Source organism: Vibrio sp. 10N.239.312.D08, from assembly GCF_041466145.1.
Taxonomy (GTDB): domain Bacteria; phylum Pseudomonadota; class Gammaproteobacteria; order Enterobacterales; family Vibrionaceae; genus Vibrio; species Vibrio crassostreae_C.
The window spans coordinates 20,281-41,674 of record NZ_JBFSSD010000017.1 but is presented as its reverse complement, the minus strand read 5'-3'; the positions used below and the strand labels follow the sequence as shown (position 1 = coordinate 41,674).

The following is a 21,394-nucleotide window of genomic DNA, read 5'->3' as shown; positions in this document are numbered from 1 at the left end:
TTTGATTATTTAACTAATAGCAAATGTACATGCAACGAGCGTATAATCGTCTTTTGCGCCTTTCCGTTCAATACGACGTAATAAGCTGTTAGATAATTTTGTGACATTTTTCATGGTGTTCGGTGAGAATCTAGGGGTTTCCTCCCAGTACGCATGTGCGCCATCACTCATCAGATAAATAGTTAAATTCTGTAGGTCATCAACGTAATCAGAAACTTTAAAGCTAAAAAACTCAGGTTTCATTGGTACAACTTGAGATATAGCTGTTGTGATTAGGTTTTTCCCTGTTGCGTTTTTCAATTGGGCCTTCGTATATAACTTCTGATCGATCAACATTTGATGCTGAGTATGATCTTTAGTTAGTTGGACCAACTTGTTTCCTTGCTTTACGTAAGCTCGACAATCGCCAATATGACCAAAGCATGAACAGGGGCGGTAAAGGCGCGTGAGAATATCTAATCGCTTCGCCCTGTTAATCGTCAGTAAATAGTACTGAGGGACGGTATAGAGAACATAAATTGAGCCGTACCTTCCATTCGCTCAGACGGAAACACTTCAACTTCAAAGAGGTCACCTGCAGGCCCAAGATCTACCATCACCGCTTTGGTTTCGCCTGGTAACACATTCACAATACCCGTATCCGCCACAATCGAGATAGCGAAGTCCGAATCCTTACGGTTACTGATTTCCGCTGTTTGTGGACCAGTTGCACGTTGCCCACCTTCCATTGTAAGTGGATCTTCGGTGTAAATTCGAGCCAGTGCATTTGATGAAACATCATACAAAGCTTGGTTTGCAGGTACGTAAGGTTGTGCCTCAACAACAATCAGGTTATCTGGCTCATATCCAAAGGATATTTCTTTGTTTTGTACGTTCTTCTGCTCATCTTCAGCGGTAATAATTAGCTTGTACCTTTCTCCTTCCTCATAATTCGTGGGGAATATTTTGGGCTTCGCTACACGAAACAACCCATCACCATGAGATAGCACCGCCAGATAGACATTCTCTTCAGCATCAGATCCCAACAGTTGTACACTAGTCGGCACAGCCTCACTGAAATCTTCCAAATGGATTTCAAGATCACGTATATCACTCAACACCTCGGGTAATGCTTCGCCTGAATACATAACCTGTATCTTGGGCTTCACAGTATCAATCGTGAACGTTTCAACGCGGTTGGTTTCGTTGCCATACGAGTCAATGACTTTAAATACAAAAGGCACATTCATTTCAACATCTAGAGCAGACACATCGAAGCTGAAATCGTATGTCTGCAAGTCGATCTGATTTGTATGAGAGACAGGGATGTCTTGTGGACCGGCTCCAATGTTGGCCGTTGCCGAAATGGAGCTATATCGCCACATGGAAGACCGCCAATCAAAAACAGTATCGGCATCATACGTTTGCATCGTAATTTTTTGTGCGGCTCGATCATAATGAATAGAGCGAATGGCAATTGGATTGAAGTCCCAATATGTATATAAGTAACCGCCGTGAATGTTCATCGAGCCGTCTTCTTTAGCGGTATAGATAGAATATGGGCTATAACCGCGCCCTGTGTCGTAAATATAGTTCGTACTGATGTCGCATGATGTCGCGCCGGGGTTCACGTAGCATGAGCCGCCAGCGGTTATGGTGAGCTTTTGTCGATAACTACGTGGCTCAACGAATACTCGCACGGCATTGATTGTATAGGGAACATTCGTTTTCGGTCTGTCATTGGTGATCCACTCACTTGATAAATTGGTTTTGTGCCACACCCCCGTAAATTTCGGTGCCATATCAACCCCCGCAGCGAGGTTGAAATTCAAATCACGATATCGATAAGTCGAACAGTAATGACCCGATTCCGTATAAAAATGGAAGTAGCTGTACATTTGAGGGTAGTTAATGGTCGGCTGGTAATACGCATACGTAGAGTCTGTGTTGCTGACCATATGATTGAGTTTCTTCCAACCATAAGGGGAGTCATTAGTAGCAAATTGTGAGAGTAAGCGGCCATATCTAATCGAGACTGGGTTGCTGTATATCGTCATACCTGAGTAGTACGATTCCCAAACGCCAGATTGCGCGTTACGTACTTCAATCTTATTGGAGCTGGTGTCTGGGCAAGTAAAGTCCATATGTGACGATCGAGCAAGGGTACTTACATTACCTGATGTATCATAAACATCGATTCCAAATTGGTAATATCCGGGCGCAGGGACAAGTCCCGCACCAGTGGTGGCCGCGATAGACCCCGCCACAATCACGGTTTTTCTTTCTAGATTATATTCAACGTCTTTGTATTTCTTGGAACCATCTGGTTGCTTAACCCAATATCTGGCTCGTGAGATGCCGTTGTTGTCACTAATGTCACTCACTTCAAGCTGCTTCGTTGTCCCTGTGTTCCCAAAATTATCGATGTGACCATAATATGCATTGAGAATGTGAACGAACTGCCCACTGATCACCGGCTTAATCGTGTCTTGCACAAATGTATAAGATTCCGTTGAGACGACTGCATTGGATAAATCTAGGTATTCCACAACAACGGTGTACTCCCCTTCGTTTTGAGGCACCTTGCTGAGAACCACTTCCTTACCGTAGAAATCCTTGCCGTCTATGTTCAGTCGATCATGGATATTTATGACAGCGGTCAACTGACTTTCAACTAGACCTGAACCATGTTGCAGTCGAACCTGAATTTTTCTATCCAAACCAGATGAAATCTTAAGGGTCAGCGTGTCTCTTATGTTGACCATGTTCAATTCACGGCCATCGACGCTTTTAGGGTTGCCACTCGTATCGGTAAATGAAACTTGTTCTAGCGCAGCCGAAGCGATTGGAACATTCGTTAGCCCTAAAATCATTGTCATTAAGGAGAGCTTTAGTGTGGTCTTCATTTTCTCTGTACCTTTCAAAGTCAGCCATGCGGTCTATGGTCGAAACAAAGGCATCGGCCATCTCACCGATGTTATCTTCTGTGGTACATAGAAATTCCAATTAATGGCATGATTTTCAGTGATTGTTTTACGTAACTGAAGGTAAAGGGAGAAGATTGGCTACCGCGCTAGGCTTGGTTAAATGAATGACAAGAAAGACCAACGCCGTCAGTCTCGCCATTCATTTTCGAGGTAGAGAAGGTGTATTGTACGTTTAACTTAATCGGATGGGCTTCGAGATCAGTCAGTGTCAGTCGTCGTACTGGTAACGGGCTTTGACCCAGTAGTTTGTGAGTCTATAGGCTTACGCTCAAACTTTAGGATAAACATAAAGACATTAATTCCGACAATGACAGACAGTACTACAGGAATATATTCCATCTCCATCGTTGTCAGTATGGAAGATTGACCAAGTACTTTACTCAATATGAAAAAAACTATACTTCGATATCACTCGACTTGGATTGCTGCGGCAGAAGTCGGAGAAATAACATGGGAAACAGCAAGCATGTTGATAGAGGCTTTTGATTTGGGGGTTTGCGAAACGGAAGAAATTCTACGTAACGGTGTGGTTCATTCACCTTCTATTGCAGAACAGGCGATTGAGATAAAAAATGATACATTTCAGTATCTTGAGAACATAGGAAAGCCCATCAAATTTCCACCAGCAAGACTACACAATGAACGTTGTGATGAGGTCGTTATTGAAATCTCTGAAACGGTTAATTTCAAAGCTAGGAACCGCAACAAACAATTGAAAATCGAAGTATAACTAACAAGGGGGCGCTCTTTGTTGTTCAATGAACACGAAGGATTGGTGGTATACCAAATAGAATGAATGCCAGCTGATGTTGAGCTGGCAGGGGGATTACAGGTCGTTGAACTTCAACCCTTCCTCTAGAAAATATTCCATGAAATTGTTATCAAAAAGCTTTGAGAATTTACCTTTCGCCTTATCTGTGTGGCAAGGATTTGCTACACCAAGTAAAAGGATTTCGTCTTCATTTTCCCAATGACTAGAATACACAATGCAAGTGTCACTCGTTCTATCGAATTGACGTCGTGCTCGATTCCATTTGCCTTGTTTGGCGCTGTCAAACCATGGACTGCTCGGGTCCCACAAGTGGATATGCCCCAACCCTGCATCTTCAGCGTCTGTCGGATAGGCTAGACTTGCAACACGGCCAAGATATTGAACCGATAGATCATCGTCGTAACTTAAGTGAAGGGAGATATCTTTGCACAAAGCTTCAACGTCATTGAAACCTTGTGCTTTGATTTCTTGTTCAAATCGAGGGGATGGGGTGACGTTTTTCATGCGTTCCCCTAGTGATAATTAGAGACAGTCGCTTGTGTCGCCGCTTTGAGTTTTGCAACTTTATCAGAAGTCATCTCAAAGCTAGTCTCATATTTACCAATCGAAGCCACTTGGAGTTGGCGTTCGATCGACATTAAATCACCAACGGCACGGCGTAGCTTCGCTGTAGCCTTACGAATTTGTTTTGCTGTTTCAACCGCTGGTTGCTCATACGCCGTTGCACGACGACTTAGGCTTTCGTGTTGCGCTTTAAGAATCATCTCAAAACCACGGATATAACCGTCTGCGACCACCAGCTCATCGATAGTTACTTTATCAAAATAGCTCTCAGGTACATCTGATTGCTCAATCTCACTGTAAACTTCTCTAAGCTGTTTAGTTTGAGTGTTGAGTTTTGCAATAATAGACACAGCCATTTCTAAGCTTTCAGCCGAAACTTGGCGTTGGTTATCTTTACACTCAATTGCCTCTAGACGAAGATCCATAGCTTTAGCAACAGTATCGCCTATTGACGTACTGGCATTGCCACCGAGCGCAGCAAGAATACTTGCACTCATAATTAGCCTCTTCTTCATTGTGACCTCAAAAACATTATAGGAGTAATTATAGAGAGGTGATAAACCTAGCTCATTTCACGGGACGGGAATTATCCATGTCCAAAGCCAGATTACAACCATTCAATATTGCTAACAATCAGCCCATAATGATTAATATCACACCACTCATGCCCATATGTTGCGCAGGTAGCGTTTAGTGCAACAATTGCAATAATGACATCGCAGATTTAACCCAAACCATCATTACGCTTTAGGAAGCGATTCAGAGCGGTTCTAGGGATAGTTTAGGGAAAATCAAAGGGATATCGTCTTAAAGCAAGTCTAACATTATACAATAAGTGTGATTAGGATCACACTTTACCGTTAACCTTCTTCAATGTCTCTGAATTTCTGTGAGTGTTTTGTAAATTCGTTTGAGTGGCTGGTGGCACATAAAAGTTTCCAAAATAGCGATGGAACCTCGCCATTAAATGGGCGCTAAATCTATTTAAACGATGTCGTTATAGTTTCAATCCCTTAATCAGCTTACCAACTGCGTCAGCATTGGCCACGAAGAGACTGCACTGCTCTGAAAAAGATAAACCAATTTTTTTGTACAGTTTTTGGGAGACAGTGGCATCGCAATGCTGGCGAATGATCAATTGCTGTATGCCGATAACTGCGGCTATATAGGTATGAGGATTGTCCGTCATCCAGCGTCTTAGCGTATTCACAGGCACAGCAAACCCACTTAGACGCTCAACCTTATTGGGAATACCTAAAAGACGGTGAATTTCGTGGTGATTAGAGATTGATAAACTGATCGCTTGTTGTTGGACGGCTTCATACGTTTCCGGTTGGAATAAGATTGCGGAACAAGCGGTATCAAACAACATCGCTTTTTCTGGGGCAGTCTTACACCAATTTTTGAGGCGTGAAATCGAAATATGACCGACGTTCGCTACCAAGGCGATATCATTTTCCATTTGATAGCTAGACATGTCCCAGAACCTCTTGTTTCGATTGGTAAGCAAGCATGCTTTCTAGAGCGTTCGATTTCTTTGCAGCCCGCTTGACCGGCTTGGCTGTTGGCTTAGTCTCCAACACTCTCTCCAACACCAGATTATCATTCACAATGACTGGCACTTCGAGTGACGGTGCTACAGGCTTGTTTGTAGGAGCGGTTGATAAGTTTGCACAATAGGTAAGACGGGTTGAGAGATCGACTTTAGACACCGCTTTGCTCTTCAAGGTCGCGCTCTCAACTGAAATGCTATGTGCTAAGTCAGTATACCACTCGGTTGCATTGTGCATTTTCTCAAGCTGCTTTTCTAGCATCAACTTGAGATTCGTTAGATTAGGTCGTAGGTGAGACGCTGACGGTTCAAATAACGCACCAGCTGACTGTGGATGATATTGAGTAATCGCTAGTTTATACATCTCAAGGTGATGATCGCGGTTTTGTGTTTCGTCTACACCTGACTTCTCTGCGATTTCAATTTTATCGCGTATTGACTGAACCGCTTGAACCATCGGCTGCCACTTTTGAACAACTCCTATGGCAGTTTTACTCAGTTCGCTCATTGCTTTTTCTGTAACAGTAGCAAGGCGTGTTAGAAAAGACGCATCCACACAAAGATGGTTCCTTTGCGATGGGGTCAGCGCCATGCGTTGCAATTCATTAAATGAAGACAGCGCATCTTGATTGAGCAGTAACCATGCTTTGTATGCCGCTGCCCTTTGAGTGTGACTAATCTCGTGAGTATTAAACTGGACGTTAAATATCGATGTAGATAACGTATCAAACCCTTCTTCCACATATTGGTGAGCAAGATTAAACAACTGTTGAACCTGAAGCAGTGACTCTTGATGTGGCGTTCCCGCATGCAAAGCCGCCTTTACCTGCTTCCTTTGCTTATTTCTTAGTTCACGCACAACACGAAGTACACCCACTTTATCCATCCTGTGTTGCTTCATGGTAATAGCCCAAGGCTGTTTTTGGATTTCCTCAACAGACATTGATTGATAGTCCAAAGCTCCAATTTCTGCGAACAATTGAGTGCGCTTGAGCAGTTCACGGTACTTGGCAATATACGATGGTGACACCACCACCCCGCCCATCGAATTAAGCATCTCAGCGGGACACGTTGATATGAACTTTCTTACCGGCTCACGATGACGGAGCGCACGATTTAAATGTGAATCATGTATCTCCAACGTCTTCTCAAACCCGCCAAGTCTCTTAAACATCTCTATAGACTGTTCGGTGACGGCGATTTTTGCACCATCCACCAGCTCTCCATGGCAGTTAATGAGTTCAGTTTGAACACTGACTTCTTTTTCATATGCATACCCAAAGTCAACGTTAAGGCCATTTAACTTATTGGCATGGGCAAGATGTAAGCGCGAATCTACTGACAATGGATAGAATTTAACGCGGGTATTCGATTTCGTAAGCTTACCATTTTGAGTTCGTACTACTCGCTTTGTGAAATGGGCTTTGGCTGACACCTTTCTCGGTTTCTCGTTATACGCCACACCTAGCACGGCACTCTTTAAATACGGGATAGCCTGAGTAAGTAAAGTCGGTTTCTTTGAAGGAAACTCAGAAGCGAGGGCTTTTGATACAAATTGCTGGGCAGATAGTAAGCTTACGAATTCACGGTGGACTAATTTATCGGAGATCGCTTCCATTACATTGTTGATGCGATTAGTGGCCAGCTCAGTGAAGGCGGTAGATAGATACTCTGACTCAAAAGACTTCGATACCAATTTTCCGTCAATGCGTACCTTCCCCATTTCGGGCGTACCAAAGGTAACAGACCCGATATCGACCAGATGCACTTCACCTTTGATGTTTGCACTCACCTGATACTGGCCATCGTCAACTTGCGTGTCATTGAATGAATGTGAAACCGACATTTCCACTTTGACTGTTGTGCTGTGTTCGGGTTTGAGTTCAAGCGTGCAGTTGTTGAAGCCTGCTTCGTTAGTGATATCCGAGGTATCAATCGGACGTCGCCAATACGACAGCAGCGCACGGTGGTTGGCCACATAATGGTTCGGTTCCTCTTTTTTGAACACAGGCATCATTACTGCTTCAGGGAGAGGATATTGCGGGTCAACTAACTTGATGGTCTTCCCCGTTTCCGCTTCCCACTCTGCATTGGTTTTCGGAAACGGAATCCATGACTCAGGTCTTAAGTGAAGATCACGCCAGATAGCAAGTGGTCTAAACGGAAGGCTTGCTATACCGTCAATGCCCCATCGGTAGCTTAGGTATACAGCGTGTCGTTCAGAAAAGAGGTTGATTTGTGCTTTCACCGCTTGGGCTTTATACATGGCCAAATAGCCGCGTCTCGCTTTCGCGTTCAATGTCACATCATTTTGGATTTCTATGATGCCGGGATGTGTGTGCTCTTTGCCTTCGGCCACAAGTTGACGAAATTCTGCAGCCCTTTGCTGTGAAAGAATTGATAATTGGGCAAAAAGTCTGACTAACTTCTCCAAGTAGCGCGGCTTTAAGACGTTGGGTTGAAGCGCAATTCTGCCATAGCCTACACTGTCATATCCTTTGGCATGTAGAGCACGAGCTCTCATGTTCGCAGATAAGCGGAACATGTAATCACGCAAACGTAAGGCTTCCTCTTGACCGAGGATATTCCATCGGTCTTGTTTAGCCAAACTTGTTTGAGTTTTATCAATGCTGCCAACTTGAGTACAGATCAAGCACCCATATCGAGCTTTACCTGAACACCCAGCACCATGTTTTTGTCCGACTGAAATCTCACATGCTTCTTGCGCGGCATTTCCATAGATGGCCAACAACAAAGCAAAGTCGGGCATGAATGCAGGAATAGCATTTTGAATACCAGGGAGGTTCTTCGTCAAAGGCTTCTTTCCGGCTAACTCTAAGGCCGTGAAGACTTCATCCGTTAACCAATCGCGGATAGGTGCGTACTGGTACAGTTGGAATTTACTGACATCAGTTTGTTCCACCAGCTCCGCCTTGAGTGCATCGATGGTCTTGTTTGCAGTACCCTGCTTCTTCATATTACGAGTACGACGAGTGCTTTCATCTTTTACGCGTGAGCCCGAAAAAGAGATAACCGGTGATGACGCGTACTGCTCCATGCCTTCCATACCTTCAAATCGATTCAACATGGTTTTAATGTACTTCTCGGAAGGGATCAGCTTCAAAATTACAGTGCAGTCGCCGGACATAGACGCATTCTGAATCACTTTTTGTGCCGACAAGTAACGATTGGCGTACTCTTCATGAAAGTCAGGAGCCACACCATCATAGAAAAGGTTAATGCCACACTCCTTCGCATAGGCTTTCAAGAACGGAGCCGCATACTCGCTGTACATCTGCATAGGCAATGCTTCTGCACCAGGATTAACGGTGCTTATCATCAGTGGACGTGAGGGTTCGATTTTTCCTTCCGCAATGCTCTGTTTGTAAGCTTCAATCAAGCACAGTGCGACCAATGTGCTGTCTTTCCCCATACTTAAGCCTTCATGACAAATATACTTCTCATCAGCTTCGATCAGGCTACGCGTTTCTCTCACCGTGTCATTGAAGCGATCAATAATCCCCATATGCAGGGCATACAATTGACTGCTTAATGCGTCTTGTGCTGTCGATACTAATAAAGTCATGTCCGATTCCCTAAGTCATCTTGAATACCTTAACTATAACGTGCATAGATAATAATGAAAGTTTATCCCCCCGTTTTATGGGAGTTTTTTCTTTCATTTTATACACAGGGATAGTTGTTCTACATAGACTGAAAATAAATCCAGTGAGGACAACATTATGAACGCGAAGACAGATTTCAAAGTACCATACACACCCAATCATGCGCTCAATGGCAAGGACCTAGAAGTGGTGTTCTTTGTCGGTGAAGAAGGGATCAACAAGTATGGCTTTCGTACGCTCGAAGGCATTCTGTTGACCAAAGAGTTAGCCGACCATTTCAAAAATGAAGAAGGTTCAGACAAGATACCTGCCCACTTAAAACGTCAACGTGATCTCGAAAAGTCACGCAGCGAACCGCTCCAAGACTACTTTCGAACCCGCGATAATACCGTATTGCCCGGACTGGCGATTTGTTTAAGCCACCTTAAGGATGAAGAAGAAATCATTGTAGGTAACCGTAAGATGATTAAAGCCGTGATCCCTGCCGACTGTGATCGGCATATCGCAGACGGTCAAAACCGCAATGAGCTATTTCAAGTTTTATTGACCGAAATGCCTGAGCTTGCAACGCAAACCCTGAGCGTGAAATTCCTTGTCTCAGATACCGACACACTGGAGCCAGTGACAGAGCAAATAAAGCAACTATTCAGTGATTATCACTACAATCAGAGAAAACCAACAACGAGTCAAAACCTCTACTTCGACAGCAGCAAACCTTACAGCCGGTTATTACGTCGATTTCTGGATTTAGAAGTAAACCAATTCACCTTATGGGACCTGATCTCGGTAAGTGGAAAACTCACCAACGGCCAACTTTTCATCTTAAAGCAGCTTCAAGATTTCTTAAACATTGCCAGTGCTTCCACAGCTGCGAAAATAAATGCATTACTCACCAAGAACCCTGAAATGGCAGATCAGTTGTTCAACATGCTCAAGCCTGCGCTTACGAGCGTACTAAACGCTATGCCAATTGGTGAAAGCGATCCTGAGAATGACCCTATGTATAGCAAAGCTATTTATTTCTACGGATGCGCGTGGGTTTGTCGCTCCATCATCGAAGAAGGTATGTCTAATGGTACGGCACCAGACTGGACTGCTCTAGAGCGCTTAAAAGCACTTCCGTTACTCAACATGAAAGACAGCTGGTGGACTCAAGCAGGCGTTGTGCAAAAGCTACAGTTAGACAATGCTAAAGAGCCGAAATACAGAATGCAAAAAGGTTCAGAGAAACTGATGGGCCGACGTCTGTGCAAAGTCTGTGGTATCTACCCGTGTGATGAAATTTAGCCTTTGGAATAAACGCTAAGGAGAGAGATTATGGAACTGAATTTACAAGCCTATCGCTGCCCGTCTGCAATGACTCAAGCTCGACTTGCTATAACTATGGCTCATTCAAGTAATGAATCCCTATGGCTTCACTCCATTGAACCTATGCTAGAGCATCATATTAAGGCTTACCTTGCTTCGGAATACCCTAACGCCACTCTCGCTGTGTTTATGGCCAAAGAGATAACAGAAGCGATGCAAAACGAATGGTTGTCTGATGACAGTTTGTTTGATGAAGATGACTTGGATGGGGCGACAGTTCAGTGCTTGTACTGCATTTCATTCAATGAAAACGTGGACAACCTGGCTATACCCATCCAATAAAAAAGGTGCATCTAAACTGAAGAGTCTAAATGCACCAATAACGACACAAGGACGTTCTTATATCGAGGTCATAGTCTTACCAACGCACGACCATTTGCGCTGTGGCGGTATCCCCAGAATCATCATAACCAACAACCGTCACTAACTCTGATTCGCCCGGTTGTCTTAACTCTGAAATCCGTTTACCGATATTGCGACGCTCGTTATCACCAACTGTCCAATCGTATTTGACCATTTTACCATCTAAGTCTTTACATTTTGCTTCGATACGGGCGGTCTTCGAGTACATACGGTAATCGATAGAGCACGTCGGTGGTTGGTTTGGCACCACTTCAATTGGAATGATCGCTTCCGCTTCTTGACCGTAGTTAGTGAGAATTTTCAATTTCAATTCATGGTCACCCGTTAATAGGTTCTCAATATTTGCTGATGACTTCTCTAACTCAGGTTGTAACTCACCATCGACATACCATTGATAGTCTGCCACTCGGTCTGATGGGTGACCACCTCGAATTGTCGGACGGACATTAACATCAAGTGGCGAACGTTGATAACTGTTACTATACCGTGCAGTTAAATCCACAGTGATCGGCTCAGGTTCCAATACCTCCACATATTCAGTAAAGGTGTCGTAGTTACCGCGATCATCTTCTACCGTAACCGAAATTGGGTATATACCCGGTTGTTTTGCGGTAAATCGCGCTCGATGTCCGTAATCTTTCGTCAACTCCAGTCGGCCTTGTCCGTTCCACTCATACAAATAGTACTCGCGTAAATTCGCACCAATTGGACGTCGTAACCAGATCTCAATCACTGAAGGTGCAACGAGCACACGCTGTTTATACGCCACGTCGAATTGTGGGAACTGATACTCCCATACACGAACCTTATGATCGAATTCCGCATACGTTAACGCCTTGGCATCTTTAACCCACGCACGCAGTGTGAATGTATGAAAGTCAGCTCGGTCCAAATCATCATTCGTTGGAGTAAAGTCCACAACATTCGAATCAACAATGGTTCCGTCTGGTCTTACCCATTCAATTTCAAGTTCGGAGTCCATATTGGAATACGGTGTATCGACATCTCCAACCAAAGTTAACGTATCGGTGGTTTCAACATCAGTATCCCCTTTCACTCTTACTCGAACAGGTTTCGCTCGCTGAGAACGTACTGAGCGGTATTCTGTTGCCCAGCTGTGTTCATCGGTTTCATAACCAAGATACGCCGCTTTTGCGATAATCTTGTTGCTGCCTTCACCTGTTGCAGTGTATTCGAGTGTACTACCGCCTTCAGTGAACGTGACTCCACCATCAATAGACCATTTAATAAGCATATTACCGGCATCCGCCTCTTCACCTTGATCAAGAAGCGTGTACGTTCTTGTCATACCGGTGATCAGGTTTGCTGCCCCAACTAGTTCAGTTTGTGGCACTCGGTACGCCATGATTTGTACGACGTCCGTTTCTGCTATCTCCCCTGTGAAGCGATTTGGAACATGACCTTTCACCAACCAAATACCTTCTACTGCGGTACTGAAAGAAAAGCGCTTACCAGGTTCTCCATATAGATTCCACGTACTGCCATTGTCTTCCGATATGTACCATGACACTTCACCAGAGGCGTCTTTGTCATCACGGGTAAGATGTTGATATTGAATTGCCGCATTCATCGGTACAGAACCCGTTATACGCAGTGTACGCAGTTCACCTTCGATTGCCGTTCCTTTCATGATTTTCAATGTCCCGCGTTGAGAGCGAACCATTGAAACATAATTTTCATTTGGCGATTTTAGTTTCGCTTGTGCATAGAATCGAAGGTCACCGATGTCATCTGATGAGAAGTTTACATCAAAGTCATTCACACCTGATTCGTTCATATCTTGCCAATCCGTCAGGCCATGTAGGTTCTTCTCTTTGTCCATGACAGCAATTCGAACAGACCAATCACCAAGCTCTTCAGATTTGTATACGACATCTCGGTAAAAACTACTATACAGCCCAAATTTCGATTTAACCTTGAATGTGTCAACGGTGGACGTTTCACGAGAAGTTTGCTCAACCTTGAGCCTTGCTCGTGTAGAAGGAACCGCATAAGTCTTCACCGCACTCTCAACTACTTGTTCTGGTAAACGGGCGTAATGAACTTGAACGGCATAATCATCCATCTGCCACAAATCTCGGTGGTTTGCACTGTTTCTGTCTGTGATTACCTTAGTGATAGTGTGCTCGGTGTATCGGTTGGACTGTTTGATGTATTGGCTTTCTAAGGTTTCACCATTTTTAAGGAGCGTAATGTAAATAGGCGACGCCGCTGATTTAACTCGATATCTCCCGATTCTAGATTGCCCCATCTCAACCGCATATATGCCATCTTCAAACATACCGTCGTCGTCGAAGATGATCTCTGGAGTATCTGGGGTATGAACGATTAGGCTTGTATCGTCGACTTTGATTAAGTTTTTTCGGCCTTCAGAGTCATGGATATAAATCTCAGCTTCCACTGTCGCAGGACCCGTATTTTCAAATACACCAATCAGCTCAGGGCTCGCAGTATCCCATGCTTCTTCCAAACCTTGAGGGATGACTGTCCAGTTCACGGAACAAGTCATTTGAGTCGGGTTTTTGATCCCTTGTACCGCCTCATGCTCTGACTTGAACATTCTACAAGCTCGACCTTTCGTTTGTGCGAATGTGATGTCTTGGTTCTGCACAAGTGCCACTTTGCGGTCACTGATGTTGTCGTATTCGAAGTCTAAAGGTAAGAATGAAATGGAATACTCTCTTTGAACTACGTTGTTGTTCCCGTCCTTACCACGCACAATGACTTTATGAACGGTATTAGACTCCCATGGGGTTTCCATTTTGATCGCACGAGCCATCTTGAATTCACCAATATGCTCAACGGGTACGCCATCAAGCAAAATATCAGTGATTTCATTCTCAATACTGGTTTCATCTTGCACGGTGAAAATCATATGCTCCATGAAGTTGATTTCATCACCAGTACTAAACAGCGTGTCATTGTTGTACAGACGAATCTCAGGAGGTAAACGGTCTAACTGCATTGCAGTCACTTCCTTGTCACCTATGTTTGCAAATCTATCTAAGGCTTTTATGTTGCCTTGATAAAATCCATCTACCACTGAACTGAGCGGAATTCGATAGACAAACTTGTTGCCAATCTGTTGAGGGATACCAAAGCTGTCTACTGTCTTCTCGGTATAGGTAACGTATTCATTTCTGAATAAATCGCCTATATCCCTACCCTCTAGCGTAACAAAATCGGATACACCGACATGATCTGTATGCTCTTCAAAGCTCAAACTAACCTTGGATGGTAACCACCACTTATTTGCTGTATCGGTACTGTGCGGCGAACTGAGAACGACTACAGCTTCATTGTTTTGGACAACCACCGTTTCTCCACCAACATCAATCGAAATATCATTGCTAGTGGTATCTCCGACAGCTTTGACAGCATACTGCTCAATAACGGGCGGTCTGTAATCCCACGCGTATTGGATCTGACTGTTCGGGGCTGATACGACATCGTATTTATCCGAGACTTTTAATGCTGTGGTAAGTTGCCCTGTCAGTGAATCGTCACCAGATAGATGAAAGGCAGAAATGGCGACCACGCATGAATCTTGGCCTTCAGGCACCTCACACGATTCACCAAACTGAGTTAAGGCCACCACCTGATCAAATGGACGAGGCTCGACCTCAACAGTAATTTTGCGAAGTTTTTCATTCTTATCGTGCGTAATGAAGCTCAAGCCTTGATATTGAGCTGAAGTAGTGTCCGTGGTGACATTTACAATCACAGGCGGAACGGGTTCAAGGATAGTGTAGGCCACGCTGTCTTCAATCAATGTGATGCGTTCTTTCTCAATACCATTGAAGTAAGAAATGCGATATGAACGGTAATGCTCTCCTGCAGCTGCGGTAGGTCGACCATCGAGCGCTAATCCATTCGCATTCCAGCTCGGGTCGGTATCACCTGTCCATTCGAAGAAACACTTTAGATTGCTACTGTCAGACGTATACGCTTCTTCTCGCACTGTTTCTAATCTACAACCAGATGCTGCGGCTTCTTTAGCTAAGGCTGAATACTCTTTCACGCCACGATAGATTTCATCAGGGTAAGTAAACTCTACTTTTGGCGGCACACTCGTTATGGAACCGATGATGTACACTGATTTCGCAACAGCAGCAGTCCCTATAACTGTTAGTGAACAACTAATAAGAATTTTGATTAACTTGTTCATAGTGCTCTTCAACTCCAAACGCAATTTCATTGGGATAGGTTAAATAAGGTCGAGAGCAATTTTTGAAATTAACAAGCCTATTTTTGAAGATTAAAGTTTTTCTCGCGGCATTCATTGTAAAGGAGGGATTTGGATTGTTACCCCTTCACGACTATGAAGGGGCTGAATGAGAATGAAGACTTATGGTAAAAATATATGGATTAATAAACCTGGCGCGACCGCGATACCGAACGTGAATAAGGACAAGTATAAGTCCGTGGCTACATATGCGCCGATGTCTTTCTTTTTATCAGAAGAAGATTGTGCATTTTTAGACAGGTGTTTAGATATTTCCGTTCCAAACTTTTCAGACAATGGATGACGTCGATTTGACTGATAAATCTCAAAGACAAATTTATCAAAATGCATGAGTTCTTGTAGACGACATTTGATAAACGGGGAGACAAGACAGTAGCATACCGCCACCAGTAAAAAGCAAATTATTGTGAGTGACATGCTATTCAATGGGTTTGTCAAAAAGACAATTATCCCCAATTGAAGAGAGATGTATCCAACAAGAAAATTTAGCGTCTTCATTCCAATACCTCCACCACAGGACTATTCACAAAGGGATCTGGCATGGAAAGCAACAACCGCCCCCCAGTTGCATTGAGCAATTCAATATTCAGCGGTTCACTTTCATCATTTGTCGCCCTGACTCCATATGTCATGGTATGGCTTTGGTCTTTAAAGGAAGTTTGATACGCAAAAAAGCAGGTGGCATTTGACGCCTCAGACTTACAAACTTTTGTTACCAAATTCACTGACTGCACCCCACCATGAGCGACAGCAAAATCAGGCCACTGAATCGCCTTTGAATCTAGTGTTGAGTTGTCCATTGCATACAGGTTTAAAATATACTCGCGTGATGATTTTTCCATCATCGTGTAATCACTGAATCGATTCGCTCTCGTTGTCCACATCATCACGGTAACAATAGTGATTAAGGCCACAAGTCCACACACCAGAAGCCATGTCACCTTCACGTTTTTGCCTGATTTTTCATTACATTGGTTAGTACTCAACATCCATAACCTCACTCATTCTAATTGCTACTTGAGACATTGGAGCCTTGGAGTCCGTTGTTTGCCTCTAGCACGAACGAATAGTCTTCGATGGACTTAGACCACTTATGTAAGTCCGAACAATCAAGACTCTTCAAAGCATAATTTTGCAATGAGTGAGCAAGTGGGTGTTGGACTGCAATGGAGATCGCCACAAATTGAAGCCCAGTAAGCTCCACAGACGTTTCTACGACTGAATCATAAGGAATGTTACATTGGGCGGAAGCATAGCGTGACAAATAGGCGATGGTGTCCCCACACTCCGTTCCACACGCTTCTTTGTAACGACTGATTATGTCGTCACTGGTGTTAGCCATAGCTGAACTCATGAAGACCAAAGTGCTTAAAACCATAGTTAGAATTTTCATTGCATAGTGACCATTGTTGGGGTGTGATTTTCATTGTAAGGAGCGGTAGAAATAAGTTTTTCAAACAAGGAAGGTAATTTGGACTTTAAATTGACAAGCAGGTTTTGGAGCCTGCTTGCCTATTTGGGAGATCATTTGCATAACTTATTTTCTTTCAAAGAAAGGACATTGTTATGCGGCGTTTTCGACTTGTTCTTCGTCTTCATTTTCCAAGTCATCCATGTCAGTCGCAAATGACTCGACCCGACGCGTCTCTAAAATTTTATCGATGGCTTGGTCTTGGGTGTACCCCCGTTCCATCAGAGCCGCTAATTCCATTTTGTCTTTCGGGTCCGTGGAGTACATCAGCAGCATTGCAGGAGGCGCGTAAAAACGCACAACCTCTTTGATGTCATCACCAATTTGGAAGAAGATTTCTGAGTACCTATTTTTACGGGTCCTAATCGATTTGAGAATTTCGAATTCTTGGTCTGACAATGCCACCAGCTTGTCATTTTTAACTTGATTAATCGTGTCTGATTTCTGATACAGGAAGCAACGATATACACAGTTGGCGGCTATGGCTTTACCTACAGATGAACCATACAAGTCACTCAACAATTGGGTGATAATCCAAGCACTAGCATCCACCTTCCTAAAACGCCTAAAGGCACTCTCAAGGAACGATGATACTGGGTTAGCACCTGTGGACCCTTGCTTTTCTTGAAGGAACTCCCAACACTCATCCACAATGAAGGCTTTCGAACGACGCTGAGAACCGGCTTGAGCATCACCCAAGAAGAAATGTTGGTAACACAGGTTGATGATCTGCATTAAGGCAATTACCTGCAATTCCGGTTGCGACTTCAGCTCTTCTAATTCACAGACAATGAATGGGTTGTCCAGCGTTGGGGGCGGCTTATTGACCGTAAACATATCGCCAAACATTTCGCCTTCACGGAATGGTTTTAACTGTTCACCAATGTCATTCAGCTCTTGACGAGAGCTCGCAGAACACATATCAGCGAAGATCGTGACACTTGAGTCGCGACCATGCTTATCCCACATCAATTTCAAAATGGTCGTCATACCACGCTTCTGCAACGTCGTGAGCGTACCATTGGGCTCTGCCATCACCGACAGCATTTCCAAAATCATACCAGCCTGCCCTTCCTTACCACTGAACTCAACAATGGACGGGAAAGGGTTGAGTGAGAACTTCATATCTTGACCGAAACTGATAAATTGACCATTCAACGCTTCACACAAACGGTAGTAGCTTCGACCCACATCGATAATCATTGCCATACCACCATCGCGCTTGGCTTCAGCAATATGTTGAGCGGTCTTCATCAGCTTATCGATTTCTGACTTGGGTAAATTCATCATGTTCCATAGATGCTGGCTTGGCATCTTGCCTGACCCCAATATGCACGTCACAATGTATTGGACGAGAACCGACTTGCCCGAGCCCGACTCCGCGACAACGATACCGTTCATTGAGCCATCGGTTTCAAAAGGATTAAACCCAAACATCGACATGTCTCTGGTTACAAAGGGGATCACAGGTTTACTTGGTGAGTTGCCAGATGAACTGGAAATTATCGGGCTCATGAACGCGCAGACATCAGACGGTACTAAGTTATAGCGGTCTAATCTTTTGCGAGTCACAGGGTCTGGTGCGAAAGGTAATGAATGCAGGAACATAGGTGGAGTCATGTACTTGTCTTCTTCCAATTCGAATCCTGCAGGGGTTGAAGCTACTTTCTTGAAGCGTGCAATCTCCGTCTCTAAATGCTCCTCATCATCACCAAAAATCATAAACTGAAGATACGCATTCACCATCTTCGACTTCTTTTGCTCAATTTTGGTAAAAGCTTCATCAAAGTCAGCTCGCTGCCAACGAACAGTATCATTCCAATTTACTAATTTGTTGTTTGCCTGCATTGTCATGTATTTACGGCGACGCTTAATCTTACCCTCTTCTTTTTTAGAGTTAGGGTAATGGACATTCAATACAATCATGAAGTTCGACCATGCTGTAGAATGCCCATATCGCCAATCACTAAAGACATTCAGCATGTCACCAAAGCCCAGTGTTTTTGGGTATTCTTTGGGAGTAAGCATCGATATAGGCCGCTCATCAATGATGACCTTCGAATCGGTAAACTCGATTTTACCGCCCTGCTCCTGAACTTGATCTCGGGGCATGTAGGCTTCGTTTTTATTAACGTCTCCTTTGCGCCAAGTTGACGAGTCCTTTCTGTTCATGAGCCTTTGCATGAAGTGTAGCCAGCCCCACTGATCCATCGGGGTACAGAACAAGCCGACCTTGTTCAATGACTCTTCTGTATCAGTACGTAGATTATTGAAGTGTTTAAGTTCCTTTTTGGTAGGCACGCCAAAGTTGCCTTTGATTGGAACCTTCACTACGAAGTAACAATCAAACATGCGAGCTCGACAGTCGCTATCACCAAACCCTGATTGTGATGATTGCTGGAAGTGGTTAATCAGCCCCTTTGAAATCGAATTCAGTCTGTCGTTTGCCTCACCTGTTTGTCGACCTCCGTGGTACATAGAAAAGCTATTGGTGAAAGGGCTTAAATTATCATTCGCCCAAAACAAGACCTGAATAAACGTGTCTTCCGGCCAATCGGCCTTATAGATTTGTTCTAATAGCTCCTGTAACTCATCGTTAACGGCTGGCACCGTTTCAATCTTGTACATTAAGCCAATGTAACTGTCTTCGAGCTCGAAATATTTGTGCTTTCGGTTGTAGTCCAAGACAGGGAGAAGATCGCCAAATTTGGAGTTTTCGAATTGCTTAAAAAATCGTGAAATCGCACCCATGATATATGCCCCCTTATTGACGCAGTTGATCGATTAGCGAGTTCGCATTACTTCTCGCATTCTCTCTTAACTCAGAGTCGCTGATAGCCGGTCTTGCATTGCGTGACTCGACGCCAATCTGACCATCATCATTCACATCGTAGTTTTGCTCTTGGCTTTCCTTTCTGACATGGAAGTTGACGTATTGAGAATCATTGGTCTTAGCGCTTCTATCGACGACCCAAGTTCGCTGTGTTGCTTCGATGAATCCATAACCAGGGATCTGTAAGGTTTCTTTGTCTGTATATGGACGCACCAATGTACGAACAATATCGGCAGGCTTTCGCATGGCTAGGGGTTCTGGAGCCGGAAGAAGTAAATGCTGATATGCCGCTTCGGGTGAAGCTAACGCTGGAGCTTGAGAAAAGTTTGCGTGTTGTTGGGTTTCATTCACTGATGCTGAGTCAGCCTCAATGTCCGTTCCGTATTTTTCTTTGTATTCTTTCCCTGTGATGGTTTCGCCATCTTCGTCTGTGACCATGACACGTTCGTCACCTGTCGCCTTCGCATAGTCTTCAGCATTGTTATAGACATTGGTTAGCTCATAAACTTCTCGGACGGACGCACACGCTACACCACTTTTCGCGCCTGGACACACGCCCTCTTCTTCGCCTACGACAGAACAACCGGCTAAAGTAAGCAGCGCAAATGAGATAAATATGGATTGTTTAATCATAGGTCGATTCCTTCTACGATAATGGACGTGAGTTGAGCCTTACTCGTTGGCAGCCCGATAATGGAAGATGTTTTGTTGTTGAAAAATGCAGGAAGCCCAACACGGCCCGGACTCATTATCTGTAGAGACGCGTAAGTTGAATTCACTTTGGTAATGGCTTCTTTACACTGGCTATTTGGTGGGCGGGGGTATTTAGCTTCAGACCAAGTGCCTTCATATAAGGCGTGCAGCGCTTTGTCCGGATCATCGGAACATTGGGCTAACAACGTATTTTCATACTCCTTATCATCGAAGACAGGCACGATTGCTATGCGGAATCTTTTATCAGGGTGCTGCTTCTCAAGGATCTCTACGAAGTCACCGCAATGCTTACAACCCGTTGGTGCAATAAAGAGGGTCCCACCAAAAACTTTGGCTAATGGGTTTAAGTTAAACCCCGCAAAATCTTCTTCTGGGTTGATTTTCATTTTCTTCAAGTCGACATGGGATGCCGCGTAAAGCTCTTGTGGGGAGTTTACGAATTTGGTGTGAACGGTTGAGAATAATGAACCGCCCTTGATAAGAAATTTTCCATCACCGGTGGCCAGTAACATTTCACCGGTATCCAGCTCCATCATAATTAGCTTGTCGGTTTCAATTTCATAACTTGAAACCACATTGATGTCGGCATTGAGGAAATCTTGCGTTGGGGGTTCAGCTGCGACTTGAAGGCTGGCAAGCAACCCTAAGCCCAACATACCTTGAATTTTGTTTGACCATTTCATAGCAACACTCCTAGTTAGTACCAAGAGTTTGCCAAACTTAGATCTGCATAATTTAAATTAGTGAGCCTTATTTCACGGCTTAATTGAATTTTATTGGTGACAAAGGTGAAGTGTTACATCAGAAAAGGTATTTAAATTAACGATAATCAGGGGATGAGGTTCACTTTCCCACAACTAACTATCGCAAGGTATAGTGTTGTTTAACTCCGCCTTTA

The 21,394-nt window shown here is 44.0% G+C and carries 14 protein-coding genes; 3 read left to right on the top strand and 11 right to left on the bottom strand.

Annotated features, from left to right (window positions below; translation table 11 throughout):
• Nucleotides 1-9 precede the first annotated feature (9 nt).
• On the bottom strand, nt 10-372 hold the full coding sequence (locus AB6D58_RS11135; RefSeq protein WP_372157305.1) for a hypothetical protein: 363 nt from the start codon (nt 370-372) through the stop codon (nt 10-12).
• A gap of 107 nt (nt 373-479) precedes the next feature.
• A complete protein-coding gene (locus tag AB6D58_RS11130) occupies nt 480-2,885 on the bottom strand; it encodes an Ig-like domain-containing protein (RefSeq protein ID WP_372157303.1) in 2,406 nt (801 codons plus the stop codon).
• A gap of 466 nt (nt 2,886-3,351) precedes the next feature.
• Here AB6D58_RS11130 and AB6D58_RS11125 point away from each other — a divergent pair, with 466 nt between their 5' ends.
• Nucleotides 3,352-3,696 carry a hypothetical protein gene (locus tag AB6D58_RS11125; RefSeq protein WP_136987070.1) on the top strand — a complete coding sequence of 115 codons (345 nt, stop codon included), beginning with the start codon at nt 3,352-3,354 and terminating at the stop codon, nt 3,694-3,696.
• Nucleotides 3,697-3,792: 96 nt separating this feature from the next.
• Here AB6D58_RS11125 and AB6D58_RS11120 read toward each other — a convergent pair whose 3' ends face one another.
• The 4 genes from AB6D58_RS11120 to AB6D58_RS11105 form a co-directional block, all read right to left on the bottom strand.
• Nucleotides 3,793-4,242 carry a type II toxin-antitoxin system YafO family toxin gene (locus tag AB6D58_RS11120; RefSeq protein WP_372042043.1) on the bottom strand — a complete coding sequence of 150 codons (450 nt, stop codon included), beginning with the start codon at nt 4,240-4,242 and terminating at the stop codon, nt 3,793-3,795.
• Nucleotides 4,243-4,250: 8 nt separating this feature from the next.
• Nucleotides 4,251-4,799, bottom strand: a complete 549-nt coding sequence (locus tag AB6D58_RS11115; RefSeq protein WP_372157301.1) for a hypothetical protein — start codon at nt 4,797-4,799, stop codon at nt 4,251-4,253.
• A gap of 500 nt (nt 4,800-5,299) precedes the next feature.
• Nucleotides 5,300-5,779 carry a hypothetical protein gene (locus AB6D58_RS11110; protein ID WP_372128590.1) on the bottom strand — a complete coding sequence of 160 codons (480 nt, stop codon included), beginning with the start codon at nt 5,777-5,779 and terminating at the stop codon, nt 5,300-5,302.
• Nucleotides 5,772-9,440, bottom strand: a complete 3,669-nt coding sequence (locus AB6D58_RS11105) for a hypothetical protein (RefSeq protein WP_372157299.1) — start codon at nt 9,438-9,440, stop codon at nt 5,772-5,774. Before AB6D58_RS11105 ends, AB6D58_RS11110 begins: the two co-directional genes overlap by 8 nt.
• A gap of 157 nt (nt 9,441-9,597) precedes the next feature.
• Here AB6D58_RS11105 and AB6D58_RS11100 point away from each other — a divergent pair, with 157 nt between their 5' ends.
• Both AB6D58_RS11100 and AB6D58_RS11095 read left to right on the top strand, forming a co-directional pair.
• Nucleotides 9,598-10,767 (top strand): DGQHR domain-containing protein, encoded by a 1,170-nt coding sequence (locus AB6D58_RS11100; protein WP_372157297.1) that lies wholly within the window; start codon nt 9,598-9,600, stop codon nt 10,765-10,767.
• 30 nt (nt 10,768-10,797) lie between these two features.
• Nucleotides 10,798-11,130 carry a hypothetical protein gene (locus AB6D58_RS11095; RefSeq protein ID WP_081230277.1) on the top strand — a complete coding sequence of 111 codons (333 nt, stop codon included), beginning with the start codon at nt 10,798-10,800 and terminating at the stop codon, nt 11,128-11,130.
• Between the two features lie 76 nt (nt 11,131-11,206).
• Here AB6D58_RS11095 and AB6D58_RS11090 read toward each other — a convergent pair whose 3' ends face one another.
• The 5 genes from AB6D58_RS11090 to AB6D58_RS11070 form a co-directional block, all read right to left on the bottom strand.
• Nucleotides 11,207-15,400, bottom strand: a complete 4,194-nt coding sequence (locus tag AB6D58_RS11090) for a hypothetical protein (protein ID WP_372157295.1) — start codon at nt 15,398-15,400, stop codon at nt 11,207-11,209.
• Between the two features lie 572 nt (nt 15,401-15,972).
• Nucleotides 15,973-16,467, bottom strand: coding sequence for a hypothetical protein (locus AB6D58_RS11085; protein WP_372157293.1), 495 nt, complete (start codon nt 16,465-16,467; stop codon nt 15,973-15,975).
• Between the two features lie 575 nt (nt 16,468-17,042).
• Entirely contained in the window at nt 17,043-19,700 is a 2,658-nt protein-coding gene (locus AB6D58_RS11080; RefSeq protein WP_136987036.1) for a TraC family protein, read from the bottom strand.
• Nucleotides 19,701-19,713: 13 nt separating this feature from the next.
• Entirely contained in the window at nt 19,714-20,415 is a 702-nt protein-coding gene (locus AB6D58_RS11075; RefSeq protein ID WP_086714968.1) for a TraV family lipoprotein, read from the bottom strand.
• Nucleotides 20,412-21,179, bottom strand: a complete 768-nt coding sequence (locus AB6D58_RS11070) for a hypothetical protein (protein ID WP_081230270.1) — start codon at nt 21,177-21,179, stop codon at nt 20,412-20,414. The genes AB6D58_RS11075 and AB6D58_RS11070 overlap by 4 nt, the downstream gene beginning before the upstream one ends.
• Nucleotides 21,180-21,394 lie beyond the last annotated feature (215 nt).